Below are 16,734 nucleotides of genomic sequence, written 5' to 3'. Positions count from 1 at the left end.
CCTTAAGCAACGGTACGGCCACCGCGGCCATTCCGGAAGGCGTGGTCGGTCCGCGCTCAGCCGGCCTCGTTGAACCGGTGCAGCAGGCGGGCGAACTCGGCGAGGTCCCGCGCCGGCCAGCCGTCCAGGGCGAGTCGCAGCTGGCGCATCCGGGCCGACCGGGCACCGTCGAACCGGCGCTGCCCCTCGCTGGTCAGCTCCAGCAGGGCCGCCCGGCCGTCCTGCGGGTCGGGGACCCGGCGGACCAGGCCCAGCCGTTCCAGGCTGGTCAGCTGCCGGCTCAGCGTGCCCTTGCTCAGGCCGAGCTGGGCGGCCAGCTCGGTCAGCCGGACCCGACCGGTCCGGCGCAGGCAGAGCAGCAGCCCGTACGCGTTCGGCTCGAGATCCGCCTGCACCTCGCGGGCGACGTCCCAGGAGATCGTCCGGGTGCGGCGCAGCAGCAGGGTGAGCTCGTCCTCCACCGCGCGCAGCACCTCCGCGCCGGGTTCGTCGGGCCGCCGTCCGCGGTCGGTAGCCACCGAGGCCATCTCCACCAGCTCCCCCATTCGCCGGTCTACTGCCGGATGTCCGGCCCGTCCGGTTCCATCGTCCCGCCCGGCACCGCGGCCACCGCCGGTGGGGTCGCCCGGTCCGGCTCTGCGGGAACGGTACGGGCTTGCGCCCGCAGCGGCACGGCGGCCACCCGGCGCAGCTCGCCCTCCTTGGTGGTGCCCTCGATGGACACGTCGGCGGTGTCCCCGGCGTACCGGAGGGTGGTCACCGCGTTGCCGAAGTACGGCCCGGCGGTACGGCGCCAGCGGACCGGCGGGTGCGGCACCCCGGCGGCCGAGGCGAGCGCCCGGACCGCCCGCGCGGGCCCCCGCCACCAGCCCAGCCGCATCAGTGGGCGCATCGGCGCGGGCACCTGGTTGTGGATGGGCGAGCAGGTGAGCTGGTGCACCGGCGTGTCGATGTCGACCGGGAACCGCGCCCGGGCCACGTACGAGTGGTGCACGTCACCGGAGAGCACGCTGATCGTGGCCGGCGGCGGGTACGCGGGGCCGGCGCCGACCCGGTCGCCGGGCGTGCCCGGCCGTCCCCGCGTGGCCGGTTCGCCGGCGCCCAGCCGGGCGAACAGCTCGGCCATCGCCTCGAAGGAGCGGCGGAAGGCGGCCCAGTGCTCCAGGTCGAGCGACCGCCGCACCCGCTCCGACCAGGCCGCCACGCGGGGTCGGGGCGACTCGGCCAGCCGCTCGTTCCAGGCCTCGATGTGGTGGATGCCCGGCGGCATGAGCCAGGGCAGCGACGCGCCCACCACCAGGTGGTCGTACGAGCCGTGCGCGCGGTCCAGGAACCACGCCCACTCGGCGGCCGGCAGCATGGCCCGCTGCCCGGGGTTCAGCACCCGGCTGCACCGGTTGTCCAGCATGATCAGCCGGGTCCGGCCGATGTCGAGGGTGTAGCTGAACTGGTACCGCCGGGGACGCTCGCTGGGCGGCTCGTCGGCCTCGGCGTCGATCTGGGCGGCGAGCTCACGCAGCACCGTCGAGCCGTCCCCGGCGGCCCGCACCGCCGCGTACACCGGGTCGGTGGCGATCTCGTCCGGGTGCAGGTTGCCCAGGTGCTGGTAGACCCAGTACGAGGCGAGCCCGCTGGCGATCCGCTCGGCCCACCACGGCTGGTCCCGCATGTCGGCGCGCCAGGACGCCGAGGTGTTCCAGTCGTCGATGATCTCGTGGTCGTCGAAGATCATCACGCTCGGCACGGTGGAGAACAGCCACCGGATCTCCGGATCACGCCACGATTCGAGGTACAGCTTCGTGTACTCGTCGTACGTGACCACCTGGTCGTCCGGGGCGCCGCGGGGACGCCGCCGGCGTCGGCGCAGCAGCCGGCGGATCCGCGGCGACGTCACGTCCGCGTACACCTGGTCGCCGAGCAGCACCAGCAGGTCGGGCGGCTCGCCGCCGGCCATCAGCCGCCGGGCGTACGCGTCGAGCGCGTCCGGCGGGAGCCGGCGGGTGGTGGCGTGCTGGGTGGTCTCCCGGCACGAGCCGAAGACCAGCCGGACCGGCTGCGCCGCGTCGTCGGCCGCGCGGGTGCGCAACATGCTGGGCGGCTGCCCCGAGCCCGGCTCCGGCCAGACCCGCTCGTCATCCAGGAAGACCTGGTAGGGGGTGGAGCTGTCCGGTTCCAGGCCGTCGACGATCACGATCGCGTAATGGTGGCCCTGCACGGTGAACGTCTCCGCCTGCCCGGCCGCGCCGTCCGGCGTACCGACCCGGACCAGCGCCGGGGCGCTGGTCTCCACCCAGATGGTGGCCCGGGTGTCGACCACCCGCCGCAGCAGCGGCCCGACCAACAGCTCCGGGGTCACGACGGCGCACGCCGTGGGCACGGGCGGGGACGGGCGTACGGCATTTCGGAACCTCCGTGACGGTGAGAGCCGGTCCGGACAACCGCTGGCTGGCAAGGCTACCCGCGCCCGACCACCCTGATCAGGCATGCCGGCCGAGTGGTTAACAGGGGACCCTTCCTATACCGGAAGCGATAACAAGGGGCCCTTCCTTACGCCCGGTGGGCCGGGGCCACAGCCATCTGTCAGGATTCCGGGCATGGAATACCTCGTCCTCGCTCTGGTCCTGCTCGGCGTGCTGCTGCTCGGCACGCTCGGTCTGGTGGCTCCCAAGCTGCGGCGCCGGCCACCCCTACCCGAGACCGAGGTCGACACCCGGGCCGAGGAGGACCTGGCCGGCCCGCCGGTGGAGGCCGGCGAGGCCGACCGCAGCGGCACGATCGTCCAGGAACCCCCGGTGCTCTACCCGCCGGAGACCGAGCCGCCGCTGGTGGCGGCGCCGGAGACCGTCGAGGTCCCGCCGCTGGAGCGGCCCGAGCCGACGGCCGGCCGGCTGATCCGGCTGCGCGACCGGCTGTCCCGGTCGCAGAACGTCTTCGGGCGCGGGCTGCTTGGCCTGCTGGCCCGGGACCGGCTGGACGAGGACACCTGGGAGGAGATCGAGGACAGCCTCATCACCGCCGACGTGGGGGTGGAGGCCACCCGGGAGATCGTCGACCGGCTGCGGGAGCGGACCCGGGTGCTCGGCACCCGGAGCGGCACCGAGCTGCGCGCCCTGCTCGCGGCCGAGCTGGTGAACGCGCTCGACCCGGAGCTGGACCGCTCGCTGCGGGCCACCCCGCACGACGGCACGCCCGGCGTCGTGCTGGTGGTCGGGGTGAACGGCGCCGGCAAGACCACCACCTGCGGCAAGATCGCCCGGGTGTTGATCGCGGACGGTCGTACCGTGGTCCTGGGCGCCGCGGACACCTTCCGGGCCGCGGCGGCCGACCAGCTCACCACCTGGGCCACCCGGGTGGGGGCCGAGGTGGTCCGCGGGCCCGAGCGGGCCGACCCGGCCAGCGTGGCCTTCGACGCCGTCCGGCGGGGCATCGAGACCGGGGTGGACACGGTGCTCATCGACACGGCCGGCCGCCTGCAGAACAAGATCGGCCTGATGGACGAGCTCGGCAAGGTCAAGCGGGTGGTCGAAAAGCACGGGCCGATCGACGAGACGCTGCTGATACTGGACGCCACCACCGGGCAGAACGGGCTCGAGCAGGCGCGGGTGTTCACCGAGGTGGTCGACGTGACCGGGGTGGCGCTCACCAAGCTGGACGGCACGGCCAAGGGCGGCATCGTCATCTCGGTGCAGCGCAAGCTCGGCATCCCGGTCAAGCTGGTCGGCCTGGGTGAGGGACCGGACGATCTGGCGCCCTTCGAGCCGAGCCAGTTCGTCGACGCGCTGCTCGGCACCGAGCCGCTGGCCCCGGGCGCGTAACCTCGGTGGCCAGCGACCAGCGCGCCGGCACCTGGCGCGATCCGGGTGATCGGGCGTCTCGCCTCGGGAGGCCGTACGTGACCGCGCAGGAGATCCCGCTGCACGGCGGGAACGTCAGCACCGTCGTCCGGGTCGGCGACACGGTCCGGCGCAACGTCGGGCCGTGGACCCCGTCGGTGCACGCGCTGCTGCGACACCTGGAGTACGTCGGCTTCACCGGCTCGCCCCGGGCGCTCGGGATGGACGACCGCAACCGCGAGGTGCTGTCCTACCTCGAGGGGGAGTGCGGGGAATATCCGCTCAAGCCACACTGGGTGACCGACGAGGCGCTGGTCACCGTCGCCACCATGCTGCGGATGTTCCACGACGCGCAGTACGGTTTCGCGCCGCCGCCGAACGCGGTGTGGCGGTCGTTCGGGCCGCCGCCGCCGGACACCGAGGTGATCTGCCACCACGACGCCGCGCCGCACAACGTGATCTGGCGGCCGGACGGCACGCTCGCGCTGATCGACTTCGACCTGGCCTCGCCGGGCGCCCGCATCTACGACGTGGCGTACGCGGCCTGGACCTGGGTGCCGCTGTTCAGCGACCGGGACTCGTACACGCTGGGCTGGAAGCGCCCGGACCGGCCGCGCCGGCTGCGGTTGTTCGCCGACGCGTACGGGCTCATCCCGCGGGACCGGCACCGGCTGGTCCGGACGATGCGCAAGCGGATCGTGGACCACGTCGAGGGCATCCGCCGGATGGCCGCGGCCGGCGACCCGGCGTTCGTGCGGATCGTGCACAAGGGCCACCTGCGCCGCCCGATGCGCGACCTGCGGCTGCTGGACTACGAGCGGCACCTGCTGGAGTGGGCGCTGCGGTAGCGGTTAAATCGGGTGCGCCCAGCCCTCGGCCGGCGTAGGCTCCGCACCTCGTGAGCAGAGTCGTGGATGCCGTCGTGCCGGCCCGGCTGGGTACGAGCTTCCGCTGGTTGCTCGCCTCCTCGTGGACGACGAACCTGGGTGACGGGATCGCCCTGGCCGCCGGGCCGCTGCTGGTGGCCGCGCTGACCGACAACGCCTTCCTGGTCTCGCTGGCCGCCCTGCTGCGCTGGGCGCCGCCGCTGGTCTTCGGCCTGTGGGCGGGCGTGCTCTCCGACCGGCTCGACCGGCGGCGGATCGTGATGGTGGCCGACGGCCTGCGGGTGGGGGTCCTGCTCGCCGTAGCGGTCATGCTGTTCACCGGCGGCCACTCGGTGGTCGTGGCGCTGCTCGCGCTGGGGGTCCTGGCCAGCGCCGAGGTGTTCGCCGACAACACCTCGGCCACCCTGGCGCCGATGCTGGTGCGCCGGGATGACCTGGCGATCGCCAATGCCCGGGTGATGACCGGGTTCATCACCATGAACCAGCTCCTCGGCCCCGCGGTCGGCGCGGCGCTGTTCGCCGCGGGGCGTGCCTGGCCGTTCGCCACCGAGGCCGTCCTGGCGGCGGCCGGCGTGCTGCTGGTGTCCAGGGTCGTGCTTCCGGCACACCAGCGGGAGGCCGAGGCCGGATCGTCGACGGTACGTCGGGACATCGGCGAGGGCTTCCGCTTCGCGGTGCGGCACCCGGCGGTGCGTACGCTGTGCCTGACGATCCTGATCTTCAACGTCACCTTCGGCGCCGCCTGGTCGGTGCTGGTGCTCTACGCGCAGCGGCAACTGGGCCTGGGCGCCGTGGGCTTCGGCCTGATCACCACGATGTCGGCGGTGGGTGGCCTGGTCGGCACCGCGCTGTACGGCTGGCTGACCCGGCGGGTGAGCCTGGGCAACATCATGCGGGCCGGACTGATCATCGAGACGCTCACCCATCTGGCGCTGGCCGTGACCACCGTGCCGTGGCTGGCCCTGGTGATCTTCTTCGTCTTCGGCGCCCACGCCTTCATCTGGGGGACGACCTCGATGACCGTCCGGCAGCGGGCCGTCCCGTCGGCGTTGCAGGGCCGGGTCAACAGCATCAACACGATCAGCACGTACGGCGGCCTGGTGATCGGCTCCGCCATCGGCGGCACGCTGGCCAGCCGCTACGGCGTGACCGCGCCATTCTGGTTCGCCTTCGTCGGCTCGGCCGTCTTCGTGGTGGCGCTCTGGCGCGAGCTGACCCGCATCGCCCACGCCGACCAGCAGCCGGAGCGCCCGGCCGCCCCGGCCCCGGTCTGAGAAGGAAGGGCCCCTTCTTATCGCTTTCGGTATAGAAAGGGCCCCTTCTTAACACCTCCGGATTCTTCACAGGCCCGAAACAATCGGTGACCACCCCGAAACATCGCGGAGACCGAGCCCGAAACAGGGGACCGGAAAGCTTCCCGCAACCGGCGGACGGGCGACGCGGCCCCGACCTGGGAGGAGACCTTCACCGATAGGAGGCCAGCGTGCCTGAGGCGACGATCGACCACGGCCATACCGCGTGGCTTCTCGTGTCGACTGCGCTTGTGCTGCTGATGACGCCCGGCTTGGCGATGTTCTACGGCGGACTGAACCGGGCCAAGGGCGTTCTGAACATGATGCTGATGAGCTTCAGCACCATCGGACTGATCTCGGTGCTGTGGCTGATCTACGGCTTCTCGTTGGCGTTCGGCACCAACGACGGCACCGGCGCCAACAACATCATCGGAAGCTTCACGCAATACCTGGGGACGAAGACGTTCCCGACCGAGCTGTGGGGCGCCACGGCCGACAACCCGAGTGGGATCGGCATCCCCACGTACGTCTTCCTGGCCTTCCAGCTGACCTTCGCGGTCATCACCGTGGCGCTGATCAGCGGCGCGATCTCGGACCGGGCCAAGTTCGGCGGCTGGCTGCTGTTCGCGTTCGGCTGGTTCACGATCGTCTACGTGCCGGTGGCGCACTGGATCTGGGGCGGCGGCTGGATCTTCAGCAAGCTGCACGCGCTGGACTTCGCGGGCGGCACGGCCGTGCACATCAATGCCGGCGCCGCGGCGCTGGCCCTGGCCATCGTGCTCGGCAAGCGGATCGGCTGGCCACGGGACAGCTTCAAGCCGCACAACGTGCCGTTCGTGGCGCTCGGCGCCGGCCTGCTGTGGTTCGGCTGGTTCGGCTTCAACGCCGGGTCCGAGCTGACCGTGGACAGCGTGACCGGGCTGGCGTTCATCAACACCCAGGTGGCCACGGCCGCCGCGCTGCTCGGCTGGATCGTCGTGGAGTGGCTCCGCAACGGCAAGCCGACCCTGGTGGGCGCCTCCTCGGGGGCGGTGGCCGGCCTGGTCGCGATCACCCCGGCCTGCGGCTTCATCGCGCCGTACTCGGCGGTGCTGCTCGGTCTGGTGGCCGGCGCGGTCTGCGCGGTGGCGGTCGGGCTGAAGTACCGGCTCGGCTTCGACGACTCGCTCGACGTGGTGGGCGTGCACTTCGTCGGCGGGTGGATCGGCTCGCTGTGGCTGGGCCTGTTCGCGGCCACCTCGGCCAACCCGGCCATCCGCGACGTGATCGGCGGCTCCGACGGCCTGTTCTACGGCGGCGGCCTCACCCAGCTCGGCCGGCAGGCCGCGGCGAGCGCCTCGGTCACCGTCTGGTCGTTCGGGGTGGCCCTCGCGCTCGGCTGGGTGATCTCCAAGACCATCGGGTTCCGCGCCTCCGCGGAGGCCGAGGTGGACGGGATCGACGTGGCCGAGCACGCGGAGAGCGGCTACGACCTGTCCAACGCCGGCGGCGGTGGCGGCGGCGCCGGGGCCTTCGCGCTGGCCGGCATCGGCGCCGGCACGCCGGCCGCGACATCCGGCGCCGGCACGCCGGCCGCGACGTCCGGCGCCGGGTCCCGATCCGGTACGCCGGCCGCCTCGGACGGCCCGCGGCGGGTCGACGCGAGCAGCACGGATGTGGACGAGAAGATTCCCGGCTAACGTTTCTGCGCGATGGAGGGTTTGGACATGAAGCTGGTGACCGCGGTCATCAAGCCCTACCAGCTGGACGCGGTCAAGGAGGCGCTGCACGCCCTGGGCGTGGCCGGCCTGACCGTCAGCGAGGTGCAGGGCTACGGCCGGCAGAAGGGGCACACGGAGGTGTACCGGGGCGCCGAGTACACCGTCGAGTTCCTCCCGAAGATCCGGGTGGAGGTGCTCACCGACGAGATGGACGTCGACAAGATCGTCGATGCCGTGGTGGGCGCCGCCCGTACCGGAAAGATCGGTGACGGGAAGGTCTGGGTGACGGCCGTCGAGGACGTCGTCCGGGTCCGCACCGGCGAGCGCGGCCTGGACGCGCTCTAGGCCGTGAAGCCGGTGAACGTACGTCCCGGACGCTTCCGATGATCGAGGAGAGCGCATCATCCCCGGCTGGTTCGGCCGACGCGCGCTCCTTGACCGGCGGCGGCGCCGGGAGCGTCGGCGCCGCCGCCCGCGCGCAGCGGGCGGCGGCGCTCGACGATTGGCTGACCACCCTGCTGCCGGCCGAGTTCCCGGCCACCGGGGTCGCGCTGCTGGCGGTCGGCGGGCTGGGCCGGCGGGAGTGCGCGCCCTATGGCGACCTGGACCTGGTGCTGCTGCACCGCGGGATGGCCGGCATCGCGGACCTGGCCGCGGCGCTCTGGTACCCGATCTGGGACGCCCGGTATGGCCTGGACCACTCGGTCCGGACGGTGCCCGAGGCGCTGTCGGTGGCCCACGACGACCTCAAGGTGGCGCTCGGCCTGCTGGACGCCCGGCACCTGGCCGGTGACCGGGAGCTGTCCGCCGGCCTGATCTCGGCCGCGGCCGACCTGTGGCGGCGCACCGCGCCGCGCCGCCTGCCCCGGCTGCGCGAGCTGACCGAGGCGCGCTGGGCGGCCCACGGCGAGCTGGCATTCCTGCTCGAGGGCGACCTGAAGGAGGCCGCCGGCGGGCTGCGCGACGTGGGCGTGCTGCGGGCCGTCGGCCGGGCCGGCATGGCCGACGGGTTGCGGCCGGCCGTCCGGGCGGCCCACCGGCGGCTGTTGGACACCCGCGACGCGCTGCACCTGGCCACCGGCCGCCGGGTGGACCGGCTGGTGGCGCAGGAACGGGCCGCCGTGGCCGAGCTGCTGGGCCTGGGCCAGAGCCAGCGCGACCCCGCGCCCGGCCACCCCCACCCGAACGGGACGGCGCGAGACGCGGGGGCAGGTGTCGGGACGGCGGTGGCGGCGGACGGATCCGCCACCACCGATCCCGGCGACGTGCTGCTGCGCCGGGTGGCCGGGGACGCCCGGACGGTCCGGCACGCCCTCGACGACGCGTGGCGGGCGGCGTCCCGGCTGCGGGCCGCGCGCAGCAGTGGCGCTCCCGCTTCCGGCGTTCCCGCGTTCGGCGTTCCCGCTTCCGGTGCTCCCGCGTCCGGCGGTCGGGCGGCCGGCCGTACCCCGCGGGTCGGTGGACCCAGCCGCCGGCCGGTGGCGCCGGACGTGGTCGAGCAGGACGGCGAGCTGGTGCTGGCCCGTACCGCCATCGGGCCGCGACCCGACCCGAGCCTGGCGCTGCGGGTGGCCGCGGCCGCGGCCACGCACCGGCTACCCATCGCCCGGGCCACCTGCGAATGGCTCGCCGCGTACGCGGCGCCGCTGCCGACGCCGTGGCCTCCAGCCGCCCGGTCCGCGCTGTTCCGGCTGCTCGGCGCGGGCGACGGCCTGGTGCCCACCTGGGAAACCTGCGACCGGTACGGGCTGGTCGACGGTTGGCTGCCGGAGTGGCCCCGGATGCGCAGCCTGCCGCAGCACAACCCGGTGCACCGGTTCACCCTGGATCGGCACCTGGTGGTCACCGCCGCCGAGGCCGGGCGGTACGCCCGCGAGGTGGAGCGGCCGGATCTGCTGCTGCTCGGCGCCCTGCTGCACGACGTCGGCAAGGGCCTGCCCGGCGGCGACCACAGCGAGACCGGCGCCCCGGTGGCCGGCGCGGTGGCCGCCCGGATCGGGCTGCCGCCCGCCGAGGTGGACACGGTACGGCGGCTGGTCCGGCACCACCTGCTGCTGCCCGAGGTGGCCACCCGGCGCGACCTGTCGGACCCGGTCACCATCGCCGCGGTGGTCGACGCGGTCGGCGACCCCGGCACGCTGGAACTGCTGCACGGGCTGGTCCGGGCCGACGCCCGGGCCACCGGCCCGGCGGCCTGGTCGGACTGGAAGGCGCGGCTGGTGGCCGAGCTGGTCGACCGGGTACGCACGGCGCTCGACACCGGACGGCTGCCGGCCCCGCCGGAGCCCGACCCGGCCCTGGTGGCCGGCCCGCTGCCGGCGGTGCGGATCAGCCGGGACGGGGTGGTCGTGGCGGCCGCGGACCGGCGCGGACTGCTCGCGGCGGTCGCCGGCTGCCTGGCGGCGCACCGGCTCGAGGTGCTGACCGCCGACGCGTGCGTGGTGGCCGGACGGGCCCTCGTGCAGTGCCGGGTGCAGGCCCGCTACGGCAGCCCGCCGGACCCGGCCGCGCTGGCCGCGGACCTTCGCCGGGTGCTGAACGGGGACGACTCAGTGACCCGCCGGCTGCGGATCCGGCCGGCCCCGCCGCCCGGCGCCGCGCCGCGGGTGGTCTGGCACCGCGGCGCCGCCACCGGCGCCACCGTGCTGGAACTGCGCGCCGCGGACGGTGCCGGGCTGCTGCACCGGGTGACCGCGGCCCTCGACGCGGCCGGCGCGCTCGTCCGGGCGGCCCGGGTGAGCACCCTCGGCGCCGACGTGGTGGACGCGTTCTATCTGGAGGGGGACTGGTCCGTCCCCGCCGAACGGGACCGGGTCGAGGCCGCCGTCCTCGCCGCCGCGTAAGGAAGGGCCCCTTGTTATCGCCTTCTGTATAGGAAGGGCCCCCTCCTAACCGCTGGCCGTCAGCGATGCGCGGCCCGGTACGTCAGCGGACGTACCCGGGATGACGCCCGGGGGGTGACGCGGACGGGCGGGTCCGGCGGGCATCGTGGGGAGCATGACGGAAGCCAGCCGCGAACCACCGCCGGTCCGGGCCGTCGGCGACGCGCAGGCCGCGGTGGTGGTGGTGGGGACGTACCTCGTGGGGTTGGCGCTGTCGGTGGCGGCGTGCCGGCGCCGGCGTGACATCCTGTGATGCCATGCGGCGGATGAGCGGCGCGGCGGAGCGGGAGCCGGCGGTCCGGGACCTCGTCGCCGACGCCGCCCTGGCGCTCGCGCTGTGCGCGTTCAGCCTGTTCGCCACCCCGCTGGCCGGGGAACACCAGCCGGGCTCGGTCCCGCTCGACGGGCTCGGGCGGGTGCTCATCGCCGTGGCCACCATGCCGCTGGCCGTCCGGCGGCGCTGGCCGCTGGGCGCCCTCACGGTCGTCGTGCCGGCCGCGGCCGGCTACCTGGTGGCCGGCTACCCGTACGGGCCGGTGCTGATCGGCTGCCTGCTTGCCGTCTACACGGTGGCCGTGCGGGTGCCGGTGCGCCGGGCGGCGGGCGCCGCGGCGCTGGCCACGCTGGTGCTGGCCGGGCACGTGCTGTGGTCCCGGGGGGCCGCGGTCGGCCTGGCCGGCGTGCTGCCGGCGTCGGCGTGGACGGTGGTGCCGTTCGCGCTCGGGGTGACGGTGCGGATCACCCGCGAGGCCACCGCCCGGGACCGGGCCGCGCGGGCGCGTCGGCAGGCCGACGACGAGCGGCTGCGGATCGCCCAGGAGGTGCACGACGTGGTGGGCCACGGGCTGGCCGCCATCAACATGCAGGCCGAGATCGCCCTGCACCTGCTGCCGAAGCGGCCCGAGCAGGCCGAGACGGCACTCGCGGCGATCGCCCGTACCAGCCGGGAGGCCCTGGACGAGCTGCGCGTGACGCTCGCGGTGGTCCGCCGCGGCGACGACCGGCGACCGGCCCCCGGGCTGGGCCAACTGTCGGAGCTGCGGGAGAGACTGTCCGCGGCGGGCGTACCCGTGACGGTGACCGTGCACGGCGCCCACCGGGAGCTGCCGGCGGCGGTGGACCTGGCGGCCTATCGGGTGGTGCAGGAGTCCCTCACCAACGTGCTGCGGCACGCCGGGCCGGGGGTGACCGCCGAGGTGCTGGTGGGGTACGGCGAGCAGGAGGTGACGGTGGAGGTGGTCGACACCGGGCGGGCCGAGCCGGCGAGGGCGGCCACGGTTCCGGGACACGGCATCGCCGGCATGCGGGAGCGGGTCACCGCGCTGGGCGGGTCGTTCCGGGCCGGGCCGCGGGCCGGCGGCGGCTTCCGGGTGTACGCCCGGATCCCCGCGGAACCGCGACCGGGGCGCCCGGCCGAGGGGGGCCTGCCGACGGCGTCGCCGTGTCCGCCGGCCACTGTGCCGGGTGGGCCGGCGGCGGGGCCCTCGGCGGCCGGACCGTCGGTGGCGGACCCGGATGGGTCGACGCCGGGGACGGGCGCGTCGGACCCGGGTGGGTCGACGCGGGGGACGGGCGGGTCGGAGCCGGGGACGAGCGCGTCGGACCCGGGTGAGTCGACGCCGGGGACGGGCGCGACGGGCCCGGGTGGGTCGACGCGAGGGACGGGTGGGTCGACGTCCGGGACGGGCGGGTCGGCCTCCGGGCCCGGCGGGTCGGCCGCGGCCGGGCCCTCGGCGGCGGAGCCCAGGCGATGATCCGGGTGCTGATCGCCGACGACCAGGACCTGGTCCGGTTGGGACTGCGCACCCTGCTGGAGAACGAGGACGGGATGGCGCTGGCCGGCGAGGCGGCCGACGGGCTGGCCGCGGTGGCGGCGGCCCGGGCCGAGCGGCCGGACGTGGTGCTCATGGACGTGCGGATGCCGGGCATCGACGGCATCGAGGCCACCCGGCGGATCGTCGCCGATCCGCAGCTGGCCGGCACCCGGGTGATCGTGCTGACCACCTTCGAGCTGGACGAGTACGTCTTCGACGCGCTGCGGCACGGCGCCAGCGGGTTCCTGATCAAGGACACCCGGCCGGCCGAGCTGCTCCGGGCGGTCCGGCTGGTGGCGGAGGGGGAGGCGCTGCTGTCTCCGTCGGTGACCCGGCGGGTCGTGCGGGAGTTCGCCACCCGGCCGTCCCGGGTGCTCCGGCCGCATCCCCGGCTGGCCATGCTGACCGAGCGGGAGCGCGAGATCGTGGGGCTGGTGGGCGAGGGGCTGAGCAACGACGAGATCGGCGCCCGGCTGGTGGTGAGCCCGGCGACGGCGCGTACCCATGTCAGCCGGGCGATGACCAAGCTCGGCGCCCGCGACCGTGCCCAACTGGTCGTCTTCGCCTATCAGTCCGGCCTGGTCGAGCCCTGAGCCGCCGGCCGCCGGCCGGCGGCCGCCGCGGCGGCGGCCGGCGGGGCGGCGGCCGGCGGCCGGCGGGGCGGCGGGGCCCGGCGGCCGGCCTGGAAGCGGGGCGCCGGACCGACCGTTACCCTTGCGGAGGGGGACGAGCGCCCGGACCGAGATGTTCGGGTGAAATTACGACAAACGGGATGCTAAGCCGTGTTTGACACCTTGAGTGACCGCCTGTCCGGGATTTTCACCAAGCTCCGTGGCAAGGGCCGGCTCACCGACGCCGATATCGACGCCACCGCGCGGGAGATCCGCCTGGCGTTGCTGGAGGCCGATGTCGCCCTGCCCGTGGTCAAGGGCTTCATCTCCCGGGTCAAGGAGCGGGCCCGCGGCGCCGAGGTGTCCCAGGCCCTCAACCCGGCGCAGCAGGTCATCAAGATCGTCCACGAGGAGCTCGTCGGGGTGCTCGGCGGCGAGGGCCGCCGGCTCCAGTTCGCCAAGCAGCCGCCGACCGTGATCATGCTGGCCGGCCTGCAGGGTTCCGGTAAGACCACGCTGGCCGGCAAGCTGGCCCGGTGGCTCAAGGGCCAGGGTCACCAGCCGCTGCTCGTGGCCGCCGACCTCCAGCGACCCAACGCCGTGCAGCAGCTCCAGGTGCTCGGTGGTCGGGCCGGGGTCGAGGTGTACGCCCCGGAGCCCGGCAGCGGCGTCGGCGACCCGGTGCGGGTGGCGCGGGACTCGATCGAGCACGCTCGGCGGGCCGCCCGGGACATTGTCATCGTCGACACCGCCGGCCGGCTGGGCATCGACGCCGAGATGATGGCGCAGGCCGCCAACATTCGCGACGCGGTGGACCCCGACGAGGTCATCTTCGTCATCGACGCGATGGTCGGCCAGGACGCCGTACGCACCGCCGAGGCGTTCCGGGACGGCGTCGGGATCAGCGGCGTGGTGCTCTCCAAGCTGGACGGCGACGCCCGCGGTGGTGCCGCGCTGTCGGTCCGCGAGGTGACCGGCCAGCCGATCCTGTTCGCCTCCACGGGCGAGAAGCTGGAGGACTTCGACGTCTTCCACCCGGACCGGATGGCCAGCCGGATCCTCGGCATGGGCGATGTCCTCACCCTGATCGAGCAGGCCGAGCAGGCCTTCGACGCCGATCAGAAGGAGAAGATGACCGCCAAGCTGATGGGCGGCGAGTCCTTCACGCTGGAGGACTTCCTCGATCAGCTCATCGCGGTCCGGCGGATGGGTCCGATCGCCAACGTGCTGGCCATGATGCCCGGCATGGGGCAGATGAAGGACCAGCTCGCCGAGCTGGACGACAAGCACTTCGACCGGGTCACCGCGATCATCCGCTCGATGACGCCGGGGGAGCGCAGCAACCCGAAGATCATCAACGGCTCCCGCCGGTCCCGGATCGCGAACGGCTCGGGCGTCACCGTGATGGACGTGAACCAGCTGCTCAACCGGTTCGCCGACGCGCAGAAGATGATGAAGCAGATGGGCGGCATGATGGGCCTGCCCGGCGCCGGCCGGCGCAAGGCCACCAAGTCGCCCAAGAACAAGAGGAAGGGCACCAAGGGTGGCGGGCGGCCGCGCAGCGGTGTCGGTCCGGCCGGCGGGATGCCGGCCGGCTTCCCCGGCGGCATGCCGCAGCTCCCGCCGGGCCTCGACCCCAACGACCTGGCCGGCGGCGGCCTGCCGCCCGGGTTCAAGCTGCCCAACCTCGACTTCAACAAGCTCAACAAGCGGGACGACAAGCGCGGCTGAGCGGTAGCGTGTCGCAGCGGTGAGTGCTGCTCTGATTGCCTAGGGTGAGGAGATCCCCATGGAAGGAGATGGCATGAGCGCGGCACCGGTCCTGCCCGAGTGGCACGAATGGCGTGAGTGGACGGTTGACGACCTGGGCGAGCTGCCGGAGGACCTTCCGTATGAGTTGATCAATGGAAGGTTGATCTTGCTCTCCCCCACCGCCCTGCATCAGGATCTCTGCGTTCGTCTCCTGCTCGCGCTTGAGACGAACTGCCCCCCGGAACTGCTCGTCACCATCGATCTGTCGGTGGCGGTCGACCGGCGTAACGAGCCACGCCCGGACGTCGTGGTGATCCGGCGCGAGCAGGCCAACCGCACCCCGGTGCCGGTCAAGGACGCCCTGCTCGCGGTGGAGGTGGTCTCGCCGACCTCCACCTTCCGGGACATGTACGACAAGGCGAAGCTCTACGCGCACGCCGGGGTGCAGACCTACTGGGTGGTCGACCCGCTGCACGAGAAGGTCACGCTGACCGAGTACGCGCTCGGGGCGAACCGCGAGTACGACCAGGTGACGCACACGGCGGACCTGTTCGGCACGGAGCGCCCGTGGAAGGTGTCGGTCGACCTGCCGGCGCTCACCGCGCGGCGGGACGGCCTGCTCGCGCGCGACGGGGAGTGATCCGGTAGGACTGTGCGCATGGCTCTTCACGTGCGCGGTGTCCTGCTTCCCGACGACGAGGTACGGGATCTCTGGCTGGTCGGCGACCGGGTGACCTTCGAACCGGTGCCCGGCGCGGAGACCGTGCTCGACGGCGGATACCTGCTGCCCGGGCTGGTGGACGCGCACTGCCACATCGGGATCGCCCGCGGCGGCGCGCCGATCACCTCCCTCGACCAGGCCCGCGAGCTGGCTCGGATCGACCGGGACGCCGGGGTGCTGGCCATCCGCGACGCCGGCTCGCCGTACCCGTACCCGGAGCTGGAGGACGAGCCGGACCTGCCCCGGCTGGCCCGCGCCGGCCGGCACGTGGCGCCGCCGAAGCGGTACCTGCGGGACATCGGGGTCGAGGTGCCGGCCGCGGAGGTGGCCGCCACCGTGGCCGAGCAGGCCCGCGCGGGCAACGGCTGGGTGAAGCTGGTCGGCGACTGGATCGAGCGGGACGCCGGTGACCTCGCGCCGGCCTGGGACGCGGACACGATGACCGCGGCCGTCAAGGCCGCGCACGCGGCCGGCGTCCGCGCGGCCGTGCACACGTTCTCCGAGTCGGCCGTGGACATCATGGTGCGGGCCGGGGTCGACTCGGTCGAGCACGGTACGGGGCTGAGCCTCGACCTCATCGACGAGATGGCGCGCCGGGGCACCGCGCTGGTGCCCACGATGATCAACATTGCCACCTTCGGCGGGATCGCCGAGCAGGCCCGGGCGAAATTCCCGGCGTACGCGGATCACATGCTGGCGTTGCGCGACCGGTTCCCGGACGTGGTGCGCGCGGCCCACGAGGCCGGCGTGCCCATCTACCTGGGCACCGACGCGGGCGGCGGGATCGACCACGGGCTCGCCGCCGAGGAGATGCTGTTGCTGCACGACCGCGCCGGGATGTCTCCGTTGGACGTGCTGGCCGCCGCCTCCTGGGGGGCCCGCGCCTGGCTGGGCTTCCCGGGGCTGGTCGAGGGCGGGCTCGCGGACCTGGTCGCCTACGACAGCGACCCCCGACGGGACCTCTCGGTGGTCCGCCGCCCCACCCGCCTGATCCTGCGCGGCCGCGTCCTCCGCTGACTGTCAGGCCCGCCAACCCCGGCCCCGGCTCCCCGCTCGACCCCTCGGCCGGCATCCCTGACGAGCTGCCGCGGCATCAGACGCGCTGGTTTCGTCCCCGACCGTGTCGACCATGGGCTTGCCGCGAGATCTCGGCCGGATCTCGCCGCGAATCCCATGATCGACAGGCCGGACCAGGCCGGACCAGGCCGGACCAGGCCGGACCAGGCCGGACCAGGCCGGACC

The 16,734-nt window shown here is 74.0% G+C and carries 14 protein-coding genes; 12 read left to right on the top strand and 2 right to left on the bottom strand.

Annotation, left to right across the window (positions count from 1 at the left end):
- Positions 1–56 precede the first annotated feature (56 nt).
- Positions 57–545, bottom strand: a complete 489-nt coding sequence (locus ACFFHU_RS06875) for a MarR family winged helix-turn-helix transcriptional regulator (protein ID WP_377336836.1) — start codon at positions 543–545, stop codon at positions 57–59.
- An 8-nt stretch (positions 546–553) separates the two neighbouring features.
- Positions 554–2,356, bottom strand: a complete 1,803-nt coding sequence (locus ACFFHU_RS06870; RefSeq protein WP_377336835.1) for an alkaline phosphatase D family protein — start codon at positions 2,354–2,356, stop codon at positions 554–556.
- A 238-nt stretch (positions 2,357–2,594) separates the two neighbouring features.
- Here ACFFHU_RS06870 and ftsY point away from each other — a divergent pair, with 238 nt between their 5' ends.
- The 12 genes from ftsY to ACFFHU_RS06810 all read left to right on the top strand — a co-directional run bounded on the left by ftsY (position 2,595) and on the right by ACFFHU_RS06810 (position 16,509).
- Positions 2,595–3,815, top strand: a complete 1,221-nt coding sequence (gene ftsY, locus ACFFHU_RS06865; RefSeq protein ID WP_377336834.1) for a signal recognition particle-docking protein FtsY — start codon at positions 2,595–2,597, stop codon at positions 3,813–3,815.
- Positions 3,816–3,892: 77 nt separating this feature from the next.
- Positions 3,893–4,681, top strand: a complete 789-nt coding sequence (locus tag ACFFHU_RS06860; protein WP_377336833.1) for a phosphotransferase — start codon at positions 3,893–3,895, stop codon at positions 4,679–4,681.
- Between the two features lie 50 nt (positions 4,682–4,731).
- Complete coding sequence (locus tag ACFFHU_RS06855; protein WP_377336832.1) at positions 4,732–5,994, top strand: MFS transporter; 1,263 nt, start codon at positions 4,732–4,734, stop codon at positions 5,992–5,994.
- Positions 5,995–6,203: 209 nt separating this feature from the next.
- Positions 6,204–7,691, top strand: coding sequence for an ammonium transporter (locus ACFFHU_RS06850; protein ID WP_377336831.1), 1,488 nt, complete (start codon positions 6,204–6,206; stop codon positions 7,689–7,691).
- 27 nt (positions 7,692–7,718) lie between these two features.
- Positions 7,719–8,057 (top strand): P-II family nitrogen regulator, encoded by a 339-nt coding sequence (locus tag ACFFHU_RS06845; protein ID WP_377336830.1) that lies wholly within the window; start codon positions 7,719–7,721, stop codon positions 8,055–8,057.
- A gap of 38 nt (positions 8,058–8,095) precedes the next feature.
- Positions 8,096–10,555, top strand: a complete 2,460-nt coding sequence (locus ACFFHU_RS06840) for a [protein-PII] uridylyltransferase (RefSeq protein WP_377336829.1) — start codon at positions 8,096–8,098, stop codon at positions 10,553–10,555.
- A gap of 154 nt (positions 10,556–10,709) precedes the next feature.
- Positions 10,710–10,847 (top strand): hypothetical protein, encoded by a 138-nt coding sequence (locus ACFFHU_RS06835; RefSeq protein WP_377336828.1) that lies wholly within the window; start codon positions 10,710–10,712, stop codon positions 10,845–10,847.
- Positions 10,848–10,851: 4 nt separating this feature from the next.
- On the top strand, positions 10,852–12,348 hold the full coding sequence (locus tag ACFFHU_RS06830; protein ID WP_377336827.1) for a sensor histidine kinase: 1,497 nt from the start codon (positions 10,852–10,854) through the stop codon (positions 12,346–12,348).
- Positions 12,345–13,001 (top strand): response regulator transcription factor, encoded by a 657-nt coding sequence (locus ACFFHU_RS06825; protein ID WP_377336826.1) that lies wholly within the window; start codon positions 12,345–12,347, stop codon positions 12,999–13,001. Before ACFFHU_RS06830 ends, ACFFHU_RS06825 begins: the two co-directional genes overlap by 4 nt.
- Before the next feature lie 189 nt (positions 13,002–13,190).
- Positions 13,191–14,750, top strand: a complete 1,560-nt coding sequence (gene ffh, locus ACFFHU_RS06820; RefSeq protein WP_377336824.1) for a signal recognition particle protein — start codon at positions 13,191–13,193, stop codon at positions 14,748–14,750.
- A 73-nt stretch (positions 14,751–14,823) separates the two neighbouring features.
- Positions 14,824–15,411: a Uma2 family endonuclease gene (locus ACFFHU_RS06815; RefSeq protein WP_377336822.1), complete on the top strand. Its 588-nt coding sequence runs from the start codon at positions 14,824–14,826 to the stop codon at positions 15,409–15,411.
- A gap of 18 nt (positions 15,412–15,429) precedes the next feature.
- The gene (locus ACFFHU_RS06810) at positions 15,430–16,509 is read left to right on the top strand and encodes an amidohydrolase family protein (protein WP_377336820.1); all 1,080 of its coding nucleotides are present in this window, start codon (positions 15,430–15,432) and stop codon (positions 16,507–16,509) included.
- Positions 16,510–16,734: the final 225 nt, after the last annotated feature.

Source organism: Plantactinospora siamensis (genome assembly GCF_042434095.1).
Lineage (GTDB): Bacteria > Actinomycetota > Actinomycetes > Mycobacteriales > Micromonosporaceae > KBS50.
This window is presented reverse-complemented; position numbering and strand designations above follow the sequence as displayed.

Excerpts from the sequence above, each read along its gene's own strand:
- ACFFHU_RS06825 (WP_377336826.1), top strand. The coding sequence starts at position 12,345 with ATGATCCGGGTGCTGATCGCCGACGACCAGGACCTGGTCCGGTTGGGA.
- ftsY (WP_377336834.1), top strand. The coding sequence starts at position 2,595 with ATGGAATACCTCGTCCTCGCTCTGGTCCTGCTCGGCGTGCTGCTGCTC.
- ACFFHU_RS06840 (WP_377336829.1), top strand. The coding sequence starts at position 8,096 with ATGATCGAGGAGAGCGCATCATCCCCGGCTGGTTCGGCCGACGCGCGC.
- ACFFHU_RS06845 (WP_377336830.1), top strand. The coding sequence starts at position 7,719 with ATGAAGCTGGTGACCGCGGTCATCAAGCCCTACCAGCTGGACGCGGTC.
- ACFFHU_RS06810 (WP_377336820.1), top strand. The coding sequence starts at position 15,430 with ATGGCTCTTCACGTGCGCGGTGTCCTGCTTCCCGACGACGAGGTACGG.
- ACFFHU_RS06835 (WP_377336828.1), top strand. The coding sequence starts at position 10,710 with ATGACGGAAGCCAGCCGCGAACCACCGCCGGTCCGGGCCGTCGGCGAC.
- ACFFHU_RS06830 (WP_377336827.1), top strand. The coding sequence starts at position 10,852 with ATGCGGCGGATGAGCGGCGCGGCGGAGCGGGAGCCGGCGGTCCGGGAC.
- ACFFHU_RS06875 (WP_377336836.1), bottom strand. The coding sequence starts at position 545 with ATGGGGGAGCTGGTGGAGATGGCCTCGGTGGCTACCGACCGCGGACGG.
- ACFFHU_RS06815 (WP_377336822.1), top strand. The coding sequence starts at position 14,824 with ATGAGCGCGGCACCGGTCCTGCCCGAGTGGCACGAATGGCGTGAGTGG.